Source organism: Acinetobacter portensis, assembly GCF_023158935.1.
Classification (GTDB): domain Bacteria; phylum Pseudomonadota; class Gammaproteobacteria; order Pseudomonadales; family Moraxellaceae; genus Acinetobacter; species Acinetobacter faecalis.
Genome location: NZ_CP096120.1, coordinates 2,310,763 through 2,332,982 on the forward strand (window position 1 = coordinate 2,310,763; position 22,220 = coordinate 2,332,982).

Consider the following 22,220-nt stretch of genomic DNA (forward strand, 5'->3'; position numbering starts at 1 on the left):
ACCTTATATTTTAATTGCTACATGATTCGCATTATTCTCAAAAATCAAATTAAGCTGCTGAACTAAATGATCTTGATCTTTTAAAGTCGATTTAATTCTTAAATAGTTCATTAACACATGATCAGGATAAAGTGTTAATAATTGCTCTGCTTCTGCAAAACGACCTTGCTCTTGGAAAACATGCCATTTCACAAAACTTAATACAGGCAATGCAGGATATTTCGCTTCCCAATATTCAATTTTTTGTTCAATCGTTGCATAATCTGGGTTCTGCTTTAATACTTGCTGCTGGAACCATAAGTAGAAAACTTCCTGATCAAATTGAGTTCCTAACAAATATTCTGCAAGCTCTTCATGCTGTTCACTTAGCTCTGGTAAGCGTGAAAGTACTTTTAACCAAAGCACATTCACCTCATAACTTTTTTCAGAAATATTATTAGATAAAGCCAAATAACGTTGCTTTAAATCTTCTAAATTATCAAAACTTGCTTGATCAAACTGTTTAAGTAACTGCTTTAACCAGTCAACTTTTTTATCGATATTTAAATGACCATATTTGGTTGAGCGTAAATAATTCCACGGAAATGCAACTGCAAAAGCGCCCCATAAATCTTGTAATGTGCGCTCATACGAGTTTTTAACATCATTTAACCAAGGTGATAATTCATGCTGATTTAAGAACTCAAGATGCGTTAGCGCCTTCTCAGCATCATTCTGTGCCAAGTAAATACGGATGCGTTGAATTTCCGCCAACTCAAATGCCATTGCATTGGTTTGTTCTAACGATATAAGTGCCTGAGGTAAATTGCCTTGTACATATTCAAGTTGAGAATCAATAACACCCTGCAATAAACCTGAATTTGAAAATACAGTTTGAATGAAATCTTTCTGATCAATTTCCGCATCTAAAAGCGAAATAACAGCCAATTGCTCATATGGATGCAAGTTTTTAAAGTCAAAAATAACTTCATTTTTACGCTTTTCACGCATGAAGTATCTCTTACTTAGCACCCATAATATTTGTATAAATAAACTGGTTAAAATTGTTAAAAAGAAAATAACCCAAGTATTGGTTTGTATTTGTAAGTCACGCCAATAAATATAAACATAACCTGCACCATAGCCATAATTTAATAGGCTCAAAATGGCAGTAAAAATTAAAATAATAAGTGCATAAGCAAGAACAACTGTTTTCATAACTTAGCCCATTAATGCTCGAGTACTTAATACAGGAACTGGAATAGAGGTCATTCCATCAAGCATTTTAATTTGTTGAACAATTTGTTTAGCAACCTGATCTGGTAATTGCTCTAGCAACTGAATAATATCGGTTAATTCTTGATGATATTGAACAAATTGACCTTGAGATAATGCTTCACGTGCAATAAGTAATCTTAACTGTGCTTCTTTTAAAATTACTGAGCGCTGCATTAATTGCTGTGCTGGTTTTTTAGTAGATTCAACAAAAAACCATTTTTGCCAAAAGTATCCATTTTCAGGCTGTGAAATCGTTAAATTAGGTTGAATAATTTCTTGTTTAAGCTCTGAATTTAACTTCAAAATTAACTGATTAATTTGCTGTTGTTGTGCATCACTATTTATTACATATTGCTTAATCGTTTGTACGTCTTTATTAATAACTTGATGCAAACTATTTTTTAATGATGGCGCTAAAACATAATCATTAATTTGTTGATTAAGTACCAATAATTTCTCTACTGCATAATGATATTGATGCTGTCTTAATGCAAATTCAACCAAATTTAATTGCTGTTTAATCATATCATTCGGCTGAATATGCGTATCAACATCGGTTGTTTTTTTAGATTCAATAGAATTGCTTTCATTCGGTTCACGCTTAATTGCCACCAACTGATCATTTAAGCTCGAATTTGTTTTTTCTAACTTATTAACCACTTGCTGCAATTGAATTTGCTGTTCCGATATTTTATATACGTCATAACTTAATTTAGCGACTACAGCCAAAATAATTATGAGCACAAAAATATAAAGCTTTTTCATGATTTCCCTTGAGCAACAATAATTTGTTGCATGATTGAATCTATTTTTAAATTGGCTAATTTTGTAATTTTAAAACTAAGCTTATTTTGCTTTTGATCATTAAGTAACAATTGAAATAATCGCTCCCCAAGTACCCAATAATCAGCTTTATTTAGAATATCACGATTATTTTGAATTAATTCAATCCAATTTAACCAACTTGCCTCACTACTCACCACCATTTTATAACTTGGTGATTGTATTAACCGCTGTTTTATTGTTTCTATATCTTGCTTAGACTGCTCAGGACATTGACGTTCATACAAAATAAAATTAAGAACCTTATGCCCTTCTGACATTAAAGTATCCATCATAAATTGACGACCACCTTCACCACGCCAAAATGCAATCTCAGTTTGAGCATCTAAAGATTTTAAAACCGATAAATTCAGCATACCTTCCGATGTTTCAACATCTGGAATAAAGCTTTCAACACCATAGTCGAGCAAACTTTCAGCAGTCTTTTGACCTACAGCAATCCATTTCAAATGTGCTAAATCAGCCAATTGAATATCTAATTGTTTTAGATATTTCATGCCAATTTCAACAGCAGTTGGACTCACTACTACAATAACTTTTGCAGAGAAAAGTTGCTGATATAAGTACGTTAACTCGCTTGATAAAGGACGTGCAATAAGTTCTAACAATGGAAGTTCAATAACTTCAATAAACTGTTGTTGCAAAGCCACCGTTAATGGCTTTGCACGATCTTGAGGACGGGTATTAATAAAAAGCATATTAATGTAATGCTTTTAAAAGCTCACCTGCACCCAATGCAAGTAATTCTTGAGCCAATTGAACCCCTAGCTTTTCAGCATCTTCAGGCTGACCTTTTAAATTCACTTGAAGTAAGGTTTCACCATCTACGCTACCTACACGACCCTCAATGGTTAATTGACCATCTTGTAATGTCGCATAGCCTGCAATTGGAACTTGGCAACCACCTTCTAAATATGCATTAAATGCACGTTCTGAACGTACACAAACATTCGATTCTTCATGCATTAATGGCAAAATTAAATCTAAGACTGCTTGATCATCTTCACGACATTCCAGACCTAATGCACCCTGTCCAACGGCTGGTAAACTCACAACTGGATCAAGCGTATGGCGAATTCGATCTGCCAACTCCAAACGCTTTAAACCTGCACTTGCAAGAATAATTGCATCATAATTGCCCGCATCTAATTTAGATAAACGTGTACCTACGTTGCCACGTAAATCAATAATTTCTAAATCTGGACGTGCTTTTAAAATTTGGCATTTACGACGCAAGCTAGATGTTCCAACTTTTGCACCTTGCGGTAAATCATCAAAGCTTGCATAAGCATTTGAAACAAAAGCATCTAGAGGATCTTCACGTTCACAAATCACTGCAAGTGTTAAACCTTCAGGCAATGCCATTGGAACATCTTTCATTGAATGTACAGCAAGGTCTGCTCGACCATCTAATAATGCAGCTTCTAATTCTTTTACAAATAAACCTTTACCACCAATTTTTGCCAGTGGCGTATCTAAAATTTTGTCACCTTGCGTAACGAAAGTTACAAGCTCAACGGTTAAATCTGCATGTAACGCCTCTAAACGCGCACGAATATGTTCTGCTTGCCATAAAGCAAGTGGGCTTTGTCGAGTTGCAATTTTAAGGGTTTTCATTATGCCAGCTTAAATAAATGATTGAGTATGCATGTAAACTTAACTTGAAATCTTAAAAATGCAAGTAAATTGAACTTTTGCTTGTGTCAAAATTTATATTTAAGCCAATTAAATTTTTTGTAGACGCTCTCTTAGAAGCGGTAAATGTCGACGACTTACGGATAATTTTTCTTCCAAGCCATGACATCTCACTTGATATTGCCCTGAACTCACAAGCTCTAAACCGCTTAAAAAACTAACAGAAACCAAGGCATTACGATGAATTCGAATAAATTCATCGCCAAACTCTTGCTCTAAATCCTTCAAAGTTTCATCAATAAGAACACTGCCATTCTTATGACGAACGGTGACATACTTTTGATCTGCTAGAAAATAATAAATATTTTCCACAGGAATAAGCTCTACACCTCGAAAGGTCTTCGCCACGATTTGTGTGCGCTGATTATTTAATTCTTCCATATTTTCTTTTTGTTTTATGTTACTCAGCTGAGCTTGAGTAAGCTTGGTTAATTGATCTAACACCAGTTGTAAATCTTGTTTTAGCACAGGTTTGAGCAAATATCCATCTGCTTGAGATTTAAAAGCATTTAGTGCGTATCCATCATATGCCGTACAAAAAACAATCGCAGGCATTAAACCCAATTCACGCAAACGCTTTGCACAGGTTAAGCCATCCATTTCTGGCATTTGAATATCAAGTAAAATAACGTCTGGAGAGTAAATTTGTGTAAGTTCAATGGCTTCTTGACCATGTGATGCAGTCGCAACAACTTTATGTCCAAGCTGCTCAACTAATTTTGATAATCTTTGTACTGCTAAAGATTCATCATCACAAATCAATATATCCATACATTCATCTACCCAATTAATTTTCCAAAATTTAAGAAACCTGAAACGTATTATTTGTATCTGTACTGAACCACTGTTGTGTATATTTGATTGCTTGAAAATGTTCTAAATGTCACAGAACTTCCATAATAGGCTTGCAAGCGCTGTTTAATATTTTTTATTGCTATCCCATGACTTTGACACTGTGCAACATCATTAATTATAAAGGGATTTGTCACCACTATATTGACATGATTATCTAAAACTTCAACCAATATACTAATGGTGCTTTTGGCTAAAATTTTCTCTACACCATGAAAAATACTATTTTCAAGTAGTGGCTGTAAAGTAAGCAGAGGAATTTGTGTTTGATTGAAAAGCTGCTTATTTTCAAATTTCCAATCTACATTTAAGCGATCACCCAAGCGAATTTGTTCTATTTCTAAGTATTTTTGGCAAAGTTCAATTTCATCGGCCAAACTTACAAGCTTGAGTTCTTGCAAGCTTGCACGAAATAATCGAGATAAATTTAAAAGCATTTGCTCTGCTTTATCTGGATCTATCGCAATTAAACTAATAACGTTGTTTAAACTATTAAATAAAAAGTGAGGATGTATCCGTGCTTGTAAGGCATCAACCCTTGAACGTAACTCACTATTTTGCTGTTGCACCCACTGTTCACGCACATATAAGTATCTAAAGCAAAATGCGCCAAGCAATATGCCATAACCCAAGTGCAATCCAATATTATTGAATAATGCATTCAAGCTTAAATTTTCTAAGCCAAGGTTTTCACCTAAATGTATAAAGAAATTAAGCCCAACACTTGTTGAAAAAATAATCAATTGCAACAACAAAAAACCCATAACAAATGATTGTGCCAAATGCACTTTTATAAGCGTTTTCTGAAAGTATTCAACCAAAGTCACAAAGCACAAAAGTACCCAATCTATATAAAGCACATATTGAATAAAACGCTCAAAGCTTAGCCCTGACCATCCCTGCGCTTCTGCCAAGACCAAAACCAATGCCAATAAAACACTGCCAATAAATAATTCAATTAAATATTGCCAACGACCTATTTTCGTTAAAAAATAGATTGAATGATTTTCCCCCTGCATATGTGCAAAAGTTTGATCGACTTGTTTTTCGGTAACTGTTTCCGAATTTGCTATACTACTTTGCATATTATCGCTTTTTATTCTATTGAGCCGACATGACCACATCTTCTAATTCCTCAAATCCGTCACAAACCCAAACATCGGGTATGTGGGGCGGTCGTTTCTCTGAAGCTACTGATGCATTTGTTGCTGAATTTACAGCATCTGTTCAATTTGACCAACGCTTTTATAAACAAGATATTGCAGGTTCTATTGCACATGCAACTATGCTTGCAAAAGTTGGCGTTTTAACTGAACAAGAACGTGATGACATTATTAATGGTTTAACCACTATTAAATCTGAAATTGAAGCGGGCAACTTTGAGTGGCGCATCGATTTAGAAGATGTTCACATGAACATTGAATCTCGTTTAACTCAGCGTATCGGTATTACGGGTAAGAAACTACATACAGGTCGTAGCCGTAATGACCAAGTTGCAACTGACATCCGTTTATATGTACGTGATGAAATTGATGCGATTTTACAATTACTTGAAAAATTGCAAAAAGGTATTTTGAGCTTAGCGGCTAAAAACACCAATACAATTATGCCTGGTTTTACGCATCTTCAAACTGCACAGCCTGTGACTTTTGGTCATCATTTAATGGCTTGGTTTGAAATGTTAGTACGTGACTCTGAACGTTTAATTGACTGCCGTAAACGTGTAAACCGCTTACCGCTTGGTTCTGCTGCGCTTGCAGGTACAACCTACCCAATCGAACGTGAATACACTGCTGAACTTTTAGGTTTTGAAGCTGTTTGTGAAAACTCACTTGATGCAGTTTCTGACCGTGATTTTGGTATTGAATTCAATGCTGCGGCATCTTTAATTATGATGCATTTATCACGCATGTCTGAAGAAATGATTCTTTGGACTTCGGCTCAGTTCAAATTTGTGAACATTCCTGATCGTTTCTGCACTGGCTCATCAATCATGCCACAAAAGAAAAATCCAGATGTTCCTGAATTAATTCGTGGTAAAACTGGTCGTGTTTATGGTGACTTAATGAGCTTATTAACGCTTATGAAAGGTCAACCATTGGCTTACAACAAAGACAACCAAGAAGATAAAGAACCATTATTCGATGCAATTGATACGGTTCGTGGTTCTCTTATGGCATTTGCCGACATGATTCCTGCATTGGTTCCAAACATTGAAATCATGCGTGAAGCTGCGCTTCGTGGTTTCTCTACAGCAACAGACCTTGCTGACTACTTAGTAAAAAATGGCGTTGCTTTCCGTGATGCTCATGAAATTGTAGGTAAAGCTGTTGCACTTGGTGTTCAAGAAGGCAAAGATTTGTCTGAATTAACTTTAGAGCAACTTCAACAGTTCTCTGATTTAATTCAAGCAGATGTGTTTGAAAAAGCTTTAACACTTGAAGCATCAGTAAATGCACGTAACCACATTGGCGGTACAGCACCTGCTCAAGTAGAAGCTGCTATTGCTCGTGCATATACTCGCTTAGAAAGCCTTTACGCTTAAATTTTACGTTTAATTCGGAGTATTGATATGTCTCGACAAGTATTTTGCCGTAAGTATCAACAAGAAATGGAAGCTTTAGATTTTGCACCTTTTCCAGGTGCAAAGGGTCAAGAATTATTTGACACGGTTTCTAAACAAGCTTGGCAAGAATGGTTGAAGCACCAAACGACACTTATTAACGAAAAGCGTTTAAATGTGTTTGAACCAGATGCTAAAAAATTTCTTGAAGAACAACGTGAAAAATTCTTCAGTAATGATGAAACTCTAGAAAAAGCTGAAGGTCTAAAGCCTGAGTAATTTTTAGAGCATCGCTCTAAAATTACGCAAGACAAACACCGAAGGTGTGCGTAGGCTTTAATCTGAAAAGAATCTCCAAATTTGGGGATTCTTTTTATTAACTTATTAAGGCATAAGAAAAATGGATAAAAATCACACTAATCTTAGAACCAAAGAAAAGTCTTTAAATATTTATACCACCTAGAAATTAACGTATATTTTTAACTTAGATAAACAATAAATCCATAAAAATAATATGTGTTTATTCTGTAATAATCAGCAACTTTTATTTATAAAACATTACATTAGAATACAATAAACCACATGATTTAATCTTAGTCCTTTCCTATAATAAATCATATAGACGGTATCTATCTCCATTGATACTGTACTAATTTTAGTCTCAGACTTCCCCCAAAGTCTGGGATTTTTTTTATTCTTTTTTTAGTCATTATAAAAAAGCCTCTAAATAACTAGAGGCCTTAAAAGTGTACTTGGTAATTTTTTAGAATTACTTTTCCTGTACTTTTTCTTCAATTTCTTTAACGTCTGTATGACGCACATCTAAACCTTTTACCATATAAATCACTTGCTCAGAAATATTTCGTGCATGGTCGCCAATACGCTCTAAAGAACGTAATACCCACATAACGTTCATTACACGTGAAATATGACGTGGATCTTCCATCATATAGGTCATTAATGTACGCATTGCAGATTGGTATTCACGGTCAATATCACCATCTGCCAATAACACACGTAATGCTTGGTCTACATCTAAACGTGCAAAAGCATCTAGTGCATCATGAATCATAATGCGGACTTGATTACCAATATGGCGCGTTTCCATGTAACCACGTGGCGAACCACCTTCCTCACATAAATTTTGCGCAATACGTGCAATTTTTGCTGCTTCATCACCAATACGCTCTAAGTCTGTATTGGCTTTAGACATTGCAATTACCATACGCAAATCAATTGCAGCAGGATGGCGTCTAGCTAAAATTAAAGTTAATGCTTCATCAATTTCCGTTTCATATCGATTCACGACATTGTCTTGAAATTGCGTTTCAATTGCTAAGCTAGCATCTGTATCAAGTAATGCACGAATTGCACTTGCGACCTGTTGTTCAACTAAGCCGCCCATCGTCATAAATTTTGTATTTACATCTCTTAATTCTTCGTTAAATTGAGAAGAAATATGATGATTCAGCACAGGATTGGTTGGACTCAAGGAATATACTCCACGACAACAGACTTATAAATTTATAATGAACAATATTAAAGCACATCAATGATGAACTTTTTATGACAAAGCACATCATCTTTTAGACTTATTTAAATTGCCTAAATTTCAAAATTATTTGGCAATCAACCAAGCATTCATTTCTTTCAGCACTTGCTCATTTAACTGACCTATAGATGCTTTAAGCCTTAAGACATTTACCACATAATCATACTTTGCATTTAAATAATCTTGCTTTGTCGAAAATGCATTTCGCTGTGCCAAAAGTACATCAACCATGGTTTTTAAGCCTTCGTTATATTGTGCTTTCGATGCTTTTGACACAATTTCTGAAGATTCCATTGCCGCTTTTCTTGCTTCAAGTTTCGCTTGGTCAGTTTCAACTTGTAGATACGATTTTTTAACATCCGTATTGGCTTTTAAAATGGCTGCATCTAATTGAGCCTGTGCTTTTTTTGCATTTACTGCTGCTTTTTGCACATTCTTTTTGACACGTCCACCGCTAAAAATATTCCAGTTTACTTCTACGCCAATCTGATCAAATTCACCATTTTGAGACATTAAACTTTCTGGACTTTGCTTGTTATATCCATAAGTTCCGACTGCTTCAATTTGAGGATACTTTGCAGCGCGCTCAACACGCACACCATCTTCGGCATATTGATATTGCAAACGTGCTTGTTGCACATTTAAATTTTGACGTTGTGCTAAGTCTGTCCAATCTTGAAGCTTTTCAGGAATCGGTTTTTGAAACTTAAAATCATCTCGAAGAACAGCTAAATTTTCACGATACGGCCCAATCAGTTGTGACAATTGTTCTTGCGCTAAAACCAATTGAACATGCGTTGAAATTCGATTTGCACGTGCATTTTGATATTGAGCATTTGCTTCACTCACATCACTTTTTGCAACCAATCCTTCTTTTAGTTTGGCATTCATCATATTGAGTTGTTCAAGCAAAGCTTTTTCTTCTTGTAAATATGCGGCTGTTAAAGCTTGCTGTCTAAGCACATTAAAATAAGATTCAGACACATTTAAAATATGATCTTGCCGCTGAACTTTTAACGTTACTTCACTTAAATTTACCGAGGTTTTAACCTGTTTCAGCCCTTCCCAAGCATCCCATCTAAACAATGGTTGTCTTGCTGTAATTGAGGCTTGTCGGGTAGTTGAAGATGATGACATCAAATTATCTGAATTTACTTCGGGTGCGCCAGGTATAGAAATGCTATTCATATCCTGACTTTTTCTTGTGATATTTCCAGCTAAAGTAACAGTTGGGAGTAAGTTCCCTTTTGCTAAACCTAAATTCAGTTGATCTGCTTCATATTGAAGAGCATTTGCTTGCCAATTTGGATCTGAATTTTTAGCACGATCGTAAGCACTTACCAAATCTAAAGCATTTACCCACGGGCTTATGACAGCAAGAGATAAAAAGCATAAAAAGTTTTTCTTCATTGTATTGTTTAAACCCTTACGAAATTTAGTCTAGTTGCCAATAACATCTTGTATTCAATCAATAACATCACAATTTTGAAAGCTTAAACATCCTTTTTATGTATATTTTTCATTTATTTTCAAATCTAGACAGGCTTTCACACTCAATTACTACAGCAACAACATTTGTTACATTCACATGCACATACTTACCAAACCAACTCATAAATCCACAATCATTCTTCATGTTTCAAAGCTAAGATTGTTTCAGTTAGTTTTATATTCTTTATGCAAGAGTTATAGTGAAATATAAAGTTTTTTACATCGCAATTATTTTAAGTACTTTGGGCTTTATGCTTAGTTTAGTTGCATGTCAAAAATCTGCTCCTCCGCCTATAAGTGCCGAAGAAAAACACGAGGCTCCTGTACAACTAGACTTGACCCATTTATGTGAAAATTTAAGTAAAGAAATGCAAGAGGTTGATAATACACGTACAACTTTTGCACTTGAACAAATCAATCACGATTTAAAAATTTGTATTCCATTGGTCGATCTAAAACAACAAATGCACTTAATGCATTTAAGCAACCAAATGTACAATAATTTTTTAACCGTTAAACGCTGATGTGGTTCCGTTAATTAGACCACTCAATCTAGTTTTATAAGTGATAAATCCGCTCTAAATATTTAAATTATGCTGCCATTACTTTTGGTAAATGTCGATCATAAAATTCATTTGGTGTTGCCTTATTCAAGCTTGAATGAGGACGTATCGTGTTATAAAAATCCAAATATTCAGCAATTGATTGTTTTGCTTGTTTAACCGTATCGTAAGCCTTCAAATAGACTTCCTCATGCTTCACACTGCGCCATAAACGCTCAATCATTACATTATCCATCCATCGTCCTTTCCCATCCATACTGATACGGATATTTCGCAATTTTAACTCATTCAAAAATGCCTCGCTTGTGAATTGACTGCCTTGGTCTGTATTAAACACCTCTGGACAACCATATTTCACAATTGCTTCTTGCAACGCATCTATGCAAAAGTCTGTTTCCATACTGATCGATACACGATGAGCCAGTACTTTACGACTATGCCAATCTATAATTGCACACAGATAGACAAAGCCTTTAGCCATAGGAATGTACGTGATATCTGTACACCAGACTTGATTAGAGTGATCGATGACCATGTTTTTCAACAGATATGGGAAAATACGGTGTGCAAGATTAGGCTTACTGGTATTGGGTTTTGGATACAAGGCATGTATTCCCATCAAGCGCATTAAACGTCGGACTTTACGCCGACCTATTTTATGTCCTTGACGCTGTAGCATATCTCTTATCATTCGACTGCCCATAAATGGGTAGTCGAGATGAATTTCATCGATTAGACGCATCAAACTCAAATCAGTTGATGAAATCTCTTTGGGCTTGTAATACAACGTACTGCGATTGATTTGAATCAATTGCGATTGTTGTCGTACCGAAAGTTGATGGGTCTTATCGATCATTTTTTGCCGCTCAGCTGCCCTATTTTTCTGAGCGCACCTTCTAAAAAATCAATTTGCAATGCCTGATGTCCTATCTTGGCATGTAGAGCTTTGAGGTCAATCTCAGGTTCTTGTTGTGCTGTTGGTCGTGAAAAAATATTGATTGATTGCTCAAGCAGTTGATTTTTCCAATCAATTATTTGGTTTTGATGTAAGTCGAATTGAGTAGAAAGTTCAGCGAGTGTGTGGTCGCCTTTAATTGCTGCGAGAGCAACTTTAACTTTAAACTCTGCTGAATGATTACGACGTTTTCTTCGTGTCATGGTTGACTCCAAAAACAAGCATTTCCCATGCTTATTGGGGAGTAGATTATCACTTATAGGCGTGGTCTAAAATCCTAGAACCACATCAACGCACATCAAAAGAACAAAAAGCCTTTGAAAGTCATGCTTTAAACATGGCTCAATATCCAACTATTCAACAAAGCCATCATCAAGAATTTAGTTTAAGAGATCAATATTTACTTAAACATAAAGGGCAAGCTTATGTTGAGCTTCATGAAAATACCCAACAAAACTTAGTTTATAGACGAAATCCGCAATATCTTGCTCGTATATTTGCCCCATATTTACCCCAAGCAGAGCGAGTATTTATAGAAAATCTAGCTCAACAAAACATGCAAAACCTATTTTATAATCAAGATATTACTATCGATGCAAATGAGTTATTAGAACGTGCTTTATTTTGGGAGGACTATGTAAATAAGTATCCTAAAAGCCAATTCATTAAAGAAGCTCAATATTTATATCAAGCGTACAGTCAGCTTTTGTTTAAAGGTGTGTCGGTTAATCCTGTTTCCGAATCATATCTAGGTGAATCCTCAATTAAAAGCGATCATTTATCTGCAATAGAAAAGCTATCAAAATTAAATAAATCTCAACTTTCAAATCAAGCAAGACGCTTCCTCAGTTTTATTCAAATGAATCTAAATGAAAGAACAAAATTAACAGGTTTTGAACATCCAAGTGCTCAACTCAATCAATATTTAAAACTCAAATCTGTTCAATTGAATCAACCATTCGATTGCTTTTCAGATGCGATTTGCTACAAAAATTAATCTTATTTTTGAATCTACGCATCCATACATCTATCCATTCATTAAAAGCAGTTGAAGATTAAACGAGCACTGTTTTTCCTTCAGCTTCATGCTAATATCCTCGCATCGCTTGACGGAGCGCGAGTAAAAACTCGCTGAGATCATCTAAATAAAGCCCAAAGCTTTTGTTTGAAGATGAGTACCGTTGAACCTGATCAGGTTAATACCTGCGTAGGAATCAAGCCCATCTAAAAACTTAGCCTCAATTTATCTAAATTTTACAAGATAAAACCGCCACGTTTTTGGTCGCGCTTGATTCGTTGATGTCATTCATAAGGATCATTGCAATGAACCAATTAACGAATCTCACTGCTTCTGAAATTTCTGCTCAACATGAGCAAGATGCAAAAGATTTAACTCGAATTTTACCTGCTTCTAAAAAAGTTTATATCCAAGGTTCACGCCCAGACATTCAAGTTCCCATGCGTGAAATTGAACTTACGGATACACCAACAGGCTTAGGCGGTGAAAAAAATCCACCTCTCATGGTGTATGACACTTCTGGCGTTTATACCGATCCAAACGTAACGATTGACCTTAAAAAAGGTTTACCTAGTGTTCGTGAAGCATGGATTGAAGAGCGCGGAGATACTGAACGTTTAGAAACACTGACATCTCAATTTGGTCAAGAACGCTTAAAAGATATTCGTACTGCTGATATTCGTTTTGCACATATTCAAAAACCAAGACGTGCCAAAGCAGGCAAAAATGTCACGCAAATGCATTATGCAAAACAAGGCATTATCACACCTGAAATGGAATACATTGCCATTCGAGAAAACCAAAGACAACGTGATGGCGTAGATATGCGCCAACATGCAGGGCAAAATTTTGGTGCGCAAAATTTACGTGAAATTACACCTGAATTTGTGCGTCAAGAAGTTGCATCTGGTCGTGCCATTATTCCTGCAAATATCAATCATCCTGAATGTGAACCGATGATTATTGGACGTAATTTCCTTGTGAAAATTAATGCCAATATTGGTAACTCTGCACTTGGTTCAAGCATTGATGAAGAAGTTGCCAAAATGACATGGGCAACACGTTGGGGCGCAGACACCATCATGGATTTATCTACAGGTAAAAATATTCATGAAACACGTGAATGGATTATTCGAAACGCACCTGTCCCTATTGGTACCGTACCCATTTATCAAGCACTCGAAAAAGTAAATGGCGTTGCCGAAGACTTAACTTGGGAAATTTTTAAAGACACGCTCATTGAACAAGCCGAACAAGGTGTCGATTACTTTACTATCCATGCGGGCGTACTTTTAAGATATGTACCTCAAACAGCCAATCGCCTCACAGGAATTGTGTCACGTGGCGGTTCAATCATGGCGCAGTGGTGTTTAGCACATCATAAGGAAAATTTTTTATATACGCATTTTGATGAAATTTGCGAAATTATGAAAGCTTATGATGTTTCTTTTAGTTTAGGAGATGGCTTACGCCCCGGCTGTGTTCAAGATGCCAATGATGAAGCACAATTTAATGAACTTAGAACCTTAGGTGAATTAACACATAAAGCTTGGGAACATGATGTTCAAGTGATTATTGAAGGTCCAGGTCATGTGCCAATGCATATGATCAAAGAAAATATGGACTTACAGCTTGAAGTTTGTAAAGAAGCACCCTTTTATACACTTGGACCATTAACGACCGATATAGCTCCAGGTTATGACCACATTACCTCTGCCATTGGTGCTGCAATGATTGGTTGGTACGGCACCGCAATGCTTTGTTATGTCACGCCCAAAGAACATTTAGGCTTACCAAACAAGAAAGATGTAAAAGACGGCATCATCACCTACAAAATTGCAGCTCATGCCGCTGACCTTGCAAAAGGACATCCGGGGTCTCAAGCACGTGATAATGCTCTTTCAAAAGCACGTTTTGAATTTAGATGGGAAGATCAGTTTAACTTAAGTTTAGATCCTGACACTGCACGTAGTATGCACGATGAAACCATGCCAAAAGAAGCACATAAATCTGCACACTTTTGCTCTATGTGTGGACCTAAATTTTGTTCGATGAAAATCACCCAAAATGTGAGAGAGTATGCTCAAAATCAAAATGCTGAGATTAATTCCGATCAAAATAGTCAAGAAATTGAAACTGGTCTCAAAGCCATGAGTGACGCGTATTTGGAACAAGGACAAAAGTTGTACCATAAAGTGTAAATGATCAGAAAACTGTTTGTATTCATCAAAAACTCAGTTAGGATGAAATAAGATTTTATTTATCCTAATGAATAAATTATGAATATTATTAGACAAGCAACTTATGAAATTAACGACTATAAAATTCATCAACGTGAATACTTATATCGTGGTTTTCTTCAAGTTGAAAAAGTGAGTTTATCTCATCGATTGTTTAATAAGACTTCATATACACCAACCATTCAACGTGAACTTATTCACCGTCCTGAAGCAGCTGGTGTTTTACTCTATGATGATGAACAACAAAAATTTGCTTTAATTGAGCAATTTCGAGTAGGTGCTATGGATGATGAACAATCTCCATGGCAACTTGAAATTATTGCAGGTGTACTCGATGGAGATGAAACACCTGAAAGTTGCATCCGCAGAGAGGCTCTTGAAGAATCTGGATGTGAAGTAGATGATTTAGAACATCTCTTCACATTCTACCCTTCAGCAGGTGCTTGCTCAGAACTTTTTCACTTATATAGTGCAAAAGTAAAATTGCCAAAAGAAGGTGGGATTTTTGGCATGCCCGATGAAGGGGAAAATATTCAACTTCATTTAATTTCATACCAAGATTTAAACACACTTTTAACAAATGGACGCTTGAGAAATGCACCTGTCATCATGGCTTTACAATGGTTAAAACAACATATTAAAACCATAAAGAATGTCTAGAGGGGATGGACATGGCTTTAACAGAAAACAATAAGCAAAATGATTTAACAGTCATACAAATCTCAGATACCCATCTGATGAATAAAGATAATTTAGAATTTTTACAGATGAATCCATCTGCAACTTTTCATGCTGTGATGAAAGATCTTCAACAAAAATATCCACACGTAAATTCTATATTTCATACAGGAGATTTGGCTCAAGCACCTGTTCCTGAAACTTATGAAACGTATATTAATTTTATGAATAGTTTGGGAATTCCGTATTATCAAATTCCTGGCAACCATGACAAAGCTGAATTTTTCCCCTTTCATCACAATCAAAACCAAGTTCATGCCATTAAAATAGGCTTTTGGACTGTTATTTTATTAAATAGTGCTGTTAAAGGTCAGGTTCATGGTTGGATTGAAGATGAACAATTACAACAACTTGATACCCTTTTAGCAGAACATAAAGATCAACACATTATAATTACCTGCCATCACCATCCTTTAGAAATGGATTCTCGTTGGATAGATAATCACAAACTTAAAAATAGTGAAAGTTTCTGTGAAATATTCAAAAAATATTCAAATATTAAAATGGTACTTTTTGGACACGTACATCAAGAATCTATCAACCTTTGGAATAATATCCATTTTTACTCTACGCCTTCTACGTGCGTGCAATTCAAGCCAAAAAGTGAACAATTTGCTTTAGATAGTTCTGCACCGGGTTATCGTGTATTACATTTAAAGGAAGATGGCACTTTTAGCACTGAAATACATAGAATTGATACATTAAATTTGAAAATAAATTTAGAAATTTCAGGTTATTAACTTTTAATTTCATCTCGAATGCTTTATTTTATTGCCTTCAAAAGGAATAATGATGGGTCAAATCCAAAACATCAAAGACTATCAAAATACATAAAAAGTCTATATGATGACGACCCCCAAAGAACGTTTATCTATGTGGGGAGTGTGGAAACAGACACTTGCATATCACCATATTTTTTGCGTATTAATATACGTATATGATGAGGAATGCCTTACATGGCGAATGACAATCAAAATCAAGTCTTGGACGAGCAAACAAATATTGTAGAAGAGAAATCTACAAAAAAAGTGCGTAAACCGAAGTCAAAAGCATCAGAAAGTGGCCCAGCTGCTAGCTTATTTGGTATTGAGCCTTATCAGCCTAAAAAAAATGAAGAGTATATGTCCGAAGGACAGCTTGAACATTTCCGCAAAATTCTTTTGGCGTGGAAAGAAGAGCTTATGTCTGAAGTTGACCGTACTTTGAATACAATGCAGGATGAAAATACTGCCCTTCCAGACGTAAATGACCGCGCGACACAAGAAGAAGAATTTGCGATTGAATTACGTACACGCGACCGTGAACGCAAACTAATCCGTAAAATCGAGCAATCTATTGAAGCGATCAAAAACGATGATTACGGTTTCTGTGAAACTTGTGGTATCGAAATTGGTTTACGTCGCTTAGAAGCACGTCCAACTGCAACACTTTGTATTGACTGCAAAACTTTGGCAGAAATCAAAGAGAAGCAAAATAACGGTTAATCGTGACTGTTGAGAGCTCTTCAACCGAGCACAGCTCGGCTCTTGCGAAGCGGCGAAACGATGTTTCGCTAAATCGCTACTCAGGTCGGTTCGCGCCATCGCCAACCGGCCCTTTGCATTTTGGGTCTTTAATTACCGCAGTTGCGAGCTATTGCGATGCGAAAGCACATCAAGGGCTTTGGCATGTTCGTATTGAAGATACCGACATTCCCCGTATTTACCCCGGTAGTGAAGAACACATTCTTCGGGCAATAGATGCTTTTGAATTTGAGCCCGATTCAGACATCATTTTTCAGAAAGATCGCTTAGATATTTATGAAGATGTCATTCAGCAATTACATAAAAAAAATATGGTCTATGCATGTCAATGCACTCGTAAAATGTTAGGTTCTAACCACATTTATGTAGGAACTTGCAGAGATCTTGCACTTCCATTTCATGATCAAGCAATTCGTGTAAAAGTTTCAGATCATGACATTTGCTTTCAAGATCATCTGCAAGGACAACATTGTTCAAATTTAAAAACAGATCTTGGTGATTTTGTTTTAAAGCGTCGTGATGGCATTATCAATTATCAACTTGCTGTTGTTGTAGATGATTTTTTACAAGGAATGACACACGTTGTTCGTGGTGCCGATTTACTAAACAACACTGAACGTCAAATTTGGCTTGGACAATTACTTGATTATCCGCGCCTTGAATATATTCATTTACCGCTTGCGATGAATGATCAAGGTCAAAAGTTATCTAAACAAAATATGGCTCAAGCACTCGATTTATCAAAACCGTCAGAACTACTACAACAAGCTCTACACGCTTTAAAACAACCTGCTATTGAATTAGATCAGCCACATAAAATGTTGCAACAAGCAGTCGCTCAATGGAATTTAGATCTTATCCCGCATCGTACTCATTTAGATGGTGTTTTTATTTAAATAAAAACATAAAAAAACCGAGCTTAATCGCTCGGTTTTTTTTATTGAAACTTATAACTAACCTGAGTTCGATGAAATCCACTTAACCTTTTAGCATATTTTGGAAAGTTGGCTTATTGGGGTTCAAACAATAAGCCACTACAGCAGCCATGATATTCACCATGAAGTTATTTACCGAACGATGACGTGAATGTTCAAGTTGATGTAAATTTTTTAATTGATCATTCACTGTTTCGATCAATCCTCTTCTGCAAAGTAATTGTTTTTCTTCTTCAGTTTGGATGGGTTTATTTTTCATATTCCGACGTGATGGGGTCAATATTTTCAGTCCTCTTGCTGCTAAAGCTTCGGCTTTTGCTTTGCTCAAATAGCCTTTGTCTCCGAGTAGGATCCCTTTTAATTCTTGAGTTAAAGATTCTAATATAGCAACATCATGAACATTTCCCGATGTCAGCTTGAGATTAATAATTTCACCTAAATTATTGATAACGAGATGTAATTTAAAACCATAAAACCAACCCGTGCTACTTTTTCCACGACCGGCCAAGCCTTTAAATACACGATGCCTTTTAATCCGAAGATTATGGCAAACTACCAATTTAGTGGAGTCAATGATACTGATTCCCGTATCTTTTCCTTTCACCTGATGGAAGAAACTACTCAGAGCTTGCAAACAACGGGGCATGATTTCAATAAATCGGTTGTAGCTAAGCAGTTTAGGAAAAGCAGATTTCCAGAATGGAACGATCATTTGGCAATAAAAATATTTGAAGAATCTAAAACCGGATTGATGAAATAAAATGACAATGGTCATTGCTTCAGACAAGCTTAAAGCTGACTTTTTCAACCTGGTTTTTTGATTAGAAATTAAAGCTTTCTCTAAAGATTCATTAAATTTTTTGCAGAAATCATCCAAAATACAAAATAATTCGGTAATATGATCCATTGAGAAGCCTTGTTTTATAACATTTTGTCTTGAGAACCAATATGTTACAAAAACAGGGCTTTTTTTCTACTCTTTTTTTATATCGAACTCAGGTTAACTAGAAACTAGATTCTTCCCGACTCATATTTTTACCATGTGTGGTTGATTCAATTTTTAAAATTAAACTAATCATTACCGCACAAACGATAAGTGATGAACCACCATAACTAATAAATGGAAGCGTCAAACCTTTGGTTGGTAACATCCCCATGTTCATTCCTGCATTTACAAGAATCTGCATAAGGAAAATAATGCTAATACCATAAGCCAAATAGCCTGCTCTTAAGTACTGATTTTTTAAGGCGCGATGCCCAATCATAATACAGCAAACAAGTAGAATGAATGAAAGCGTAAGAACGGTTGAAATGCCTATAAATCCAAACTCTTCACCTAGAATTGCAAGCATAAAATCTGTATGTGCTTCAGGTAAATAAGACATTTTTTGAATACTGTGCCCTAAACCAACCCCAGACCATTCCCCACGACCAAAAGCCATAAGTGCATTGGAAAGCTGATAACCCGCACCTAATGGATCATTCCAAGGGTTTGAGAAAGACATTAAACGTGCCAAACGGTACGGTTCAAATAACACAAGGAAAACAAACGCAGCAATAATTGCACCACAGGCAATCGCAAACTGAATAAGTGGCGCACCAGCTAAAAAGAAAACACCTAGCATTGTTAATGCAATTACAACTGTTGCACCTAAGTCAGGCTCTGCCATAACCAAGCCCACTGTAGCCGCCATAATAACGCCAAGGCGAATAAGCCCTTTAATATTATTACGAACTTCTGCTGCACGCCTTACCACATAATCTGCCGTAAATATTGCCATCATCAGTTTTGCAACTTCAGATGCCTGCAAAGTAAAGCCTGCAACACGAATCCATCGTTTTGAACCATTAACCTCTGTACCGACAGCTAAAACCGCCACAAGCAAAATAATGGTAATAATCCAAAGGAAGAATGTATTGTTAAACCATAAGTTGAGTGGAAATTTATATGCGATTAATGCTGCAACGGAAGCAACAAAAATTGAAATGCTGTGCCGTGTAACATAATGAAATGGGTTTTCATGCATACGATCTGCATAAGGCATAGAAGCTGAAGCTACCATGATCGTCCCAATGCAAAGCAACGCCAATACACAAAAAATCAGTACATTACGAACATTTATTTCAGCAGGCATTTTAAGTGCCCACTGATCATATATTTGAGTTATTTTATTGATAGTTGTCTGAGCAAACCCAGCCATATCAGCCTTCCTATTATTCTTAGTTTAGCGCGTTAACGAGTTCTACAAACTGATGACCACGTTGCGGATAGCCCGTAAACATATCAAAACTTGCACATGCTGGTGAAAGCAATACAACATCATTCGCTTGTGTATTTTTTTGGCATAATTCAACAGCTTCTTTAAATGTTTGTGCATGTAATAAAGTTGTTGTGCCCTGAATTGCTTGTTCAATGATTGGCGCATCTTCACCAATTAATACTGCAACCTTAACATATTTAGTTAAAGATTCGCGTAGCGCAGTAAAGTCCTGCCCTTTGCCTTGTCCACCTAAAATAATGGCAAGTCTTCCACCTTTAACTTCAATTGCAGCACCTAAACCATCAATTGCCGCCAAAGTTGCACCAATATTTGTGCCTTTTGAATCATTGTAATAACGAACCTGTTTCACTTCTTTTACAAATTCACAGCGATGCTCTAGACCTTTAAATGTCTTTAATGTTTCAAGCATTGTGTCTAAAGGCAAGCCTATAGCCTCACCTAAAGCCAAGCATGCCAAAGCATTCGCAACATTATGCGTACCTTGAATATACATATCTTCGCTTTTTAATAAACGCTCACGACCACGTGCTAACCAAATTGTGCCGTCAGTATCTTTCAAAATACCAAATTGATTCATATCTGGTGCATTTAAACCAAAACTCTGCATTGGTGTTGCATCTGGAACCAATGGACGTGTAAGTGAATCATCACGGTTATAAACTACTTTTTTCACGCCTTGGAAAATACGATGTTTTGCAGTGTGATAACCAAACATATCGCCATGACGATCTAAATGATCTTCGCTCATATTTAGTACGACAGCGACATCTGCATTTAAGTTAGATGTTGCTTCTAGCTGAAAGCTTGATAACTCTAAAATATATAGCTCAGGATCGTCATTGGTTAAATCGAGTGCTGGACGTCCTAAATTACCGCCTACAGCAACTTTCTTACCCGCTGCTTGCGCCATAATACCAATTAGCGTCGTTACAGTACTTTTGGCATTTGAACCCGTAATAGCAACAATAGGTTTATCTGTAGCACGGCGTAAAATTTGAATTTCACTTACAACAGGAATGCCTTGCTTAACGGCTTCCTGAATTTGCTCAATTTTAGGATCTAATCCTGGACTAATAACAATTTCTTCAGCGGATAGTAATAATTCTAAATCGAGCTCACCGAAGCTTGTTTGAATTTCAGCGGGAATTTGATCATGCCCAGGCGGGTTTTGACGTGAATCGGTTACTGCAACACGATAGCCTTGTTTATGCAAAAAATTAACGGCTGCCACACCTGAAATACCCAACCCAGCAACGACTTTTAAACCACCACGCTGTATCAACATTTTTGCACCATATTTTTGATATATTTTAGAACTGCTGAAATGTTAGCACTTTGATGTTTTATTTGCTTTTTCTGTTTTAACTTTCTTTTCATTTTTTTGTGTCAGTGCGTAAAAAAGCCATCTTTCTAGATGGCTTTTTTAGGTCTATATTTTTTATAGATTTAAATTACTTCCACTTTACAGCTTGTACTTCAGTTTTTTGCTGCGCAGGTGAATCTGTTGCAGCACAGCCACAGCTACCGCCACAACCTGCAGCCATTGCTGGTTTTAGCCATTTAGCTAAAGTTGTCCAACCTTTTGACTCACATGCACTTGAAAGCGATGTAAAGACTGAATTCGATGTCTTAGGAAAAACTTTCTTAAAAACAACGATCGCACTCCAAATGACCAATGCAGCAACAATTAGAATTTCAATCATCTCAATCTCC

22 protein-coding genes and 1 riboswitch are annotated in these 22,220 nt (G+C 36.1%); of the genes, 9 read left to right on the plus strand and 13 right to left on the minus strand.

The window, feature by feature from the left end; genetic code table 11:
• Positions 1-3 precede the first annotated feature (3 nt).
• The 6 genes from MZO21_RS11505 to MZO21_RS11530 form a co-directional block, all read right to left on the minus strand.
• Entirely contained in the window at positions 4-1,197 is a 1,194-nt protein-coding gene (locus MZO21_RS11505; protein WP_154771959.1) for a heme biosynthesis protein HemY, read from the minus strand.
• A gap of 3 nt (positions 1,198-1,200) precedes the next feature.
• Positions 1,201-2,022 carry a hypothetical protein gene (locus tag MZO21_RS11510; protein WP_154771958.1) on the minus strand — a complete coding sequence of 274 codons (822 nt, stop codon included), beginning with the start codon at positions 2,020-2,022 and terminating at the stop codon, positions 1,201-1,203.
• Positions 2,019-2,798 carry a uroporphyrinogen-III synthase gene (locus tag MZO21_RS11515; RefSeq protein WP_154771957.1) on the minus strand — a complete coding sequence of 260 codons (780 nt, stop codon included), beginning with the start codon at positions 2,796-2,798 and terminating at the stop codon, positions 2,019-2,021. Before MZO21_RS11515 ends, MZO21_RS11510 begins: the two co-directional genes overlap by 4 nt.
• 1 nt (position 2,799) lies before the next feature.
• Positions 2,800-3,717, minus strand: a complete 918-nt coding sequence (gene hemC / locus MZO21_RS11520) for a hydroxymethylbilane synthase (RefSeq protein WP_154771956.1) — start codon at positions 3,715-3,717, stop codon at positions 2,800-2,802.
• 108 nt (positions 3,718-3,825) lie between these two features.
• Entirely contained in the window at positions 3,826-4,566 is a 741-nt protein-coding gene (locus MZO21_RS11525) for a LytR/AlgR family response regulator transcription factor (RefSeq protein WP_248103838.1), read from the minus strand.
• Between the two features lie 50 nt (positions 4,567-4,616).
• Positions 4,617-5,771, minus strand: coding sequence for a sensor histidine kinase (locus tag MZO21_RS11530; protein WP_154771954.1), 1,155 nt, complete (start codon positions 5,769-5,771; stop codon positions 4,617-4,619).
• Between MZO21_RS11530 and argH the strand changes: the two genes are divergently transcribed.
• Positions 5,762-7,192 carry an argininosuccinate lyase gene (argH, locus tag MZO21_RS11535; protein WP_171501191.1) on the plus strand — a complete coding sequence of 477 codons (1,431 nt, stop codon included), beginning with the start codon at positions 5,762-5,764 and terminating at the stop codon, positions 7,190-7,192. The two genes, MZO21_RS11530 and argH, sit on opposite strands and share 10 nt — an antisense overlap.
• Positions 7,193-7,219: 27 nt before the next feature.
• Positions 7,220-7,489 carry an oxidative damage protection protein gene (locus MZO21_RS11540; RefSeq protein WP_154771953.1) on the plus strand — a complete coding sequence of 90 codons (270 nt, stop codon included), beginning with the start codon at positions 7,220-7,222 and terminating at the stop codon, positions 7,487-7,489.
• Positions 7,490-7,979: 490 nt separating this feature from the next.
• On the opposite strand, the gene phoU is transcribed toward MZO21_RS11540, so the two are convergent.
• Positions 7,980-8,702 (minus strand): phosphate signaling complex protein PhoU, encoded by a 723-nt coding sequence (gene phoU / locus MZO21_RS11545; protein ID WP_154771952.1) that lies wholly within the window; start codon positions 8,700-8,702, stop codon positions 7,980-7,982.
• 126 nt (positions 8,703-8,828) lie between these two features.
• Positions 8,829-10,172, minus strand: coding sequence for a TolC family outer membrane protein (locus MZO21_RS11550; RefSeq protein ID WP_154771951.1), 1,344 nt, complete (start codon positions 10,170-10,172; stop codon positions 8,829-8,831).
• A gap of 281 nt (positions 10,173-10,453) precedes the next feature.
• Here MZO21_RS11550 and MZO21_RS11555 point away from each other — a divergent pair, with 281 nt between their 5' ends.
• Positions 10,454-10,777 (plus strand): hypothetical protein, encoded by a 324-nt coding sequence (locus MZO21_RS11555; protein ID WP_248103840.1) that lies wholly within the window; start codon positions 10,454-10,456, stop codon positions 10,775-10,777.
• Between the two features lie 67 nt (positions 10,778-10,844).
• On the opposite strand, the gene MZO21_RS11560 is transcribed toward MZO21_RS11555, so the two are convergent.
• A protein-coding gene (locus tag MZO21_RS11560; RefSeq protein WP_089024817.1) for an IS3 family transposase occupies positions 10,845-11,974 on the minus strand; the annotation gives its coding sequence in 2 pieces (ribosomal slippage) (positions 10,845-11,722 and positions 11,722-11,974; 1,131 coding nt in all).
• A gap of 134 nt (positions 11,975-12,108) precedes the next feature.
• Between MZO21_RS11560 and MZO21_RS11565 the strand changes: the two genes are divergently transcribed.
• From MZO21_RS11565 to gluQRS, 6 genes are all read left to right on the plus strand, one after another.
• Positions 12,109-12,768, plus strand: coding sequence for a hypothetical protein (locus MZO21_RS11565; RefSeq protein ID WP_248104131.1), 660 nt, complete (start codon positions 12,109-12,111; stop codon positions 12,766-12,768).
• A 103-nt stretch (positions 12,769-12,871) separates the two neighbouring features.
• Positions 12,872-13,002, plus strand: a riboswitch (TPP riboswitch).
• Between the two features lie 92 nt (positions 13,003-13,094).
• The gene (thiC, locus tag MZO21_RS11570) at positions 13,095-14,990 is read left to right on the plus strand and encodes a phosphomethylpyrimidine synthase ThiC (protein WP_154771950.1); all 1,896 of its coding nucleotides are present in this window, start codon (positions 13,095-13,097) and stop codon (positions 14,988-14,990) included.
• A gap of 78 nt (positions 14,991-15,068) precedes the next feature.
• Positions 15,069-15,689 carry an NUDIX domain-containing protein gene (locus MZO21_RS11575; RefSeq protein ID WP_154771949.1) on the plus strand — a complete coding sequence of 207 codons (621 nt, stop codon included), beginning with the start codon at positions 15,069-15,071 and terminating at the stop codon, positions 15,687-15,689.
• A 5-nt stretch (positions 15,690-15,694) separates the two neighbouring features.
• A complete protein-coding gene (gene cpdA / locus MZO21_RS11580) occupies positions 15,695-16,507 on the plus strand; it encodes a 3',5'-cyclic-AMP phosphodiesterase (RefSeq protein WP_407060866.1) in 813 nt (270 codons plus the stop codon).
• A gap of 216 nt (positions 16,508-16,723) precedes the next feature.
• Positions 16,724-17,251, plus strand: coding sequence for an RNA polymerase-binding protein DksA (gene dksA / locus MZO21_RS11585; protein ID WP_154771947.1), 528 nt, complete (start codon positions 16,724-16,726; stop codon positions 17,249-17,251).
• A 2-nt stretch (positions 17,252-17,253) separates the two neighbouring features.
• The gene (gene gluQRS / locus MZO21_RS11590; RefSeq protein ID WP_171501190.1) at positions 17,254-18,186 is read left to right on the plus strand and encodes a tRNA glutamyl-Q(34) synthetase GluQRS; all 933 of its coding nucleotides are present in this window, start codon (positions 17,254-17,256) and stop codon (positions 18,184-18,186) included.
• 82 nt (positions 18,187-18,268) lie between these two features.
• Here the strand turns inward: gluQRS and MZO21_RS11595 are convergent, their stop codons facing one another.
• The 4 genes from MZO21_RS11595 to MZO21_RS11610 form a co-directional block, all read right to left on the minus strand.
• Positions 18,269-19,132, minus strand: a complete 864-nt coding sequence (locus MZO21_RS11595; RefSeq protein WP_004679438.1) for an IS982 family transposase — start codon at positions 19,130-19,132, stop codon at positions 18,269-18,271.
• A gap of 97 nt (positions 19,133-19,229) precedes the next feature.
• On the minus strand, positions 19,230-20,426 hold the full coding sequence (gene ftsW, locus MZO21_RS11600) for a putative lipid II flippase FtsW (RefSeq protein ID WP_154771946.1): 1,197 nt from the start codon (positions 20,424-20,426) through the stop codon (positions 19,230-19,232).
• A 19-nt stretch (positions 20,427-20,445) separates the two neighbouring features.
• Positions 20,446-21,792, minus strand: a complete 1,347-nt coding sequence (gene murD, locus MZO21_RS11605; RefSeq protein WP_154771945.1) for a UDP-N-acetylmuramoyl-L-alanine--D-glutamate ligase — start codon at positions 21,790-21,792, stop codon at positions 20,446-20,448.
• Between the two features lie 166 nt (positions 21,793-21,958).
• Positions 21,959-22,210, minus strand: a complete 252-nt coding sequence (locus MZO21_RS11610) for a DUF6587 family protein (RefSeq protein WP_154771944.1) — start codon at positions 22,208-22,210, stop codon at positions 21,959-21,961.
• Between the last annotated feature and the right edge of the window lie 10 nt (positions 22,211-22,220).

What these genes read in the sequence shown, in the direction of transcription:
- MZO21_RS11505 (WP_154771959.1), bottom strand. Translation starts at nt 1,197, where the DNA reads ATGAAAACAGTTGTTCTTGCTTATGCACTTATTATTTTAATTTTTACT.
- MZO21_RS11510 (WP_154771958.1), bottom strand. Translation starts at nt 2,022, where the DNA reads ATGAAAAAGCTTTATATTTTTGTGCTCATAATTATTTTGGCTGTAGTC.
- MZO21_RS11515 (WP_154771957.1), bottom strand. Translation starts at nt 2,798, where the DNA reads ATGCTTTTTATTAATACCCGTCCTCAAGATCGTGCAAAGCCATTAACG.
- hemC (WP_154771956.1), bottom strand. Translation starts at nt 3,717, where the DNA reads ATGAAAACCCTTAAAATTGCAACTCGACAAAGCCCACTTGCTTTATGG.
- MZO21_RS11525 (WP_248103838.1), bottom strand. Translation starts at nt 4,566, where the DNA reads ATGGATATATTGATTTGTGATGATGAATCTTTAGCAGTACAAAGATTA.
- argH (WP_171501191.1), top strand. Translation starts at nt 5,762, where the DNA reads ATGACCACATCTTCTAATTCCTCAAATCCGTCACAAACCCAAACATCG.
- MZO21_RS11530 (WP_154771954.1), bottom strand. Translation starts at nt 5,771, where the DNA reads ATGTGGTCATGTCGGCTCAATAGAATAAAAAGCGATAATATGCAAAGT.
- MZO21_RS11540 (WP_154771953.1), top strand. Translation starts at nt 7,220, where the DNA reads ATGTCTCGACAAGTATTTTGCCGTAAGTATCAACAAGAAATGGAAGCT.
- MZO21_RS11550 (WP_154771951.1), bottom strand. Translation starts at nt 10,172, where the DNA reads ATGAAGAAAAACTTTTTATGCTTTTTATCTCTTGCTGTCATAAGCCCG.
- MZO21_RS11565 (WP_248104131.1), top strand. Translation starts at nt 12,109, where the DNA reads ATGGCTCAATATCCAACTATTCAACAAAGCCATCATCAAGAATTTAGT.
- thiC (WP_154771950.1), top strand. Translation starts at nt 13,095, where the DNA reads ATGAACCAATTAACGAATCTCACTGCTTCTGAAATTTCTGCTCAACAT.
- MZO21_RS11575 (WP_154771949.1), top strand. Translation starts at nt 15,069, where the DNA reads ATGAATATTATTAGACAAGCAACTTATGAAATTAACGACTATAAAATT.
- cpdA (WP_407060866.1), top strand. Translation starts at nt 15,695, where the DNA reads ATGGACATGGCTTTAACAGAAAACAATAAGCAAAATGATTTAACAGTC.
- dksA (WP_154771947.1), top strand. Translation starts at nt 16,724, where the DNA reads ATGGCGAATGACAATCAAAATCAAGTCTTGGACGAGCAAACAAATATT.
- MZO21_RS11595 (WP_004679438.1), bottom strand. Translation starts at nt 19,132, where the DNA reads ATGGATCATATTACCGAATTATTTTGTATTTTGGATGATTTCTGCAAA.
- ftsW (WP_154771946.1), bottom strand. Translation starts at nt 20,426, where the DNA reads ATGGCTGGGTTTGCTCAGACAACTATCAATAAAATAACTCAAATATAT.
- murD (WP_154771945.1), bottom strand. Translation starts at nt 21,792, where the DNA reads ATGTTGATACAGCGTGGTGGTTTAAAAGTCGTTGCTGGGTTGGGTATT.
- MZO21_RS11610 (WP_154771944.1), bottom strand. Translation starts at nt 22,210, where the DNA reads ATGATTGAAATTCTAATTGTTGCTGCATTGGTCATTTGGAGTGCGATC.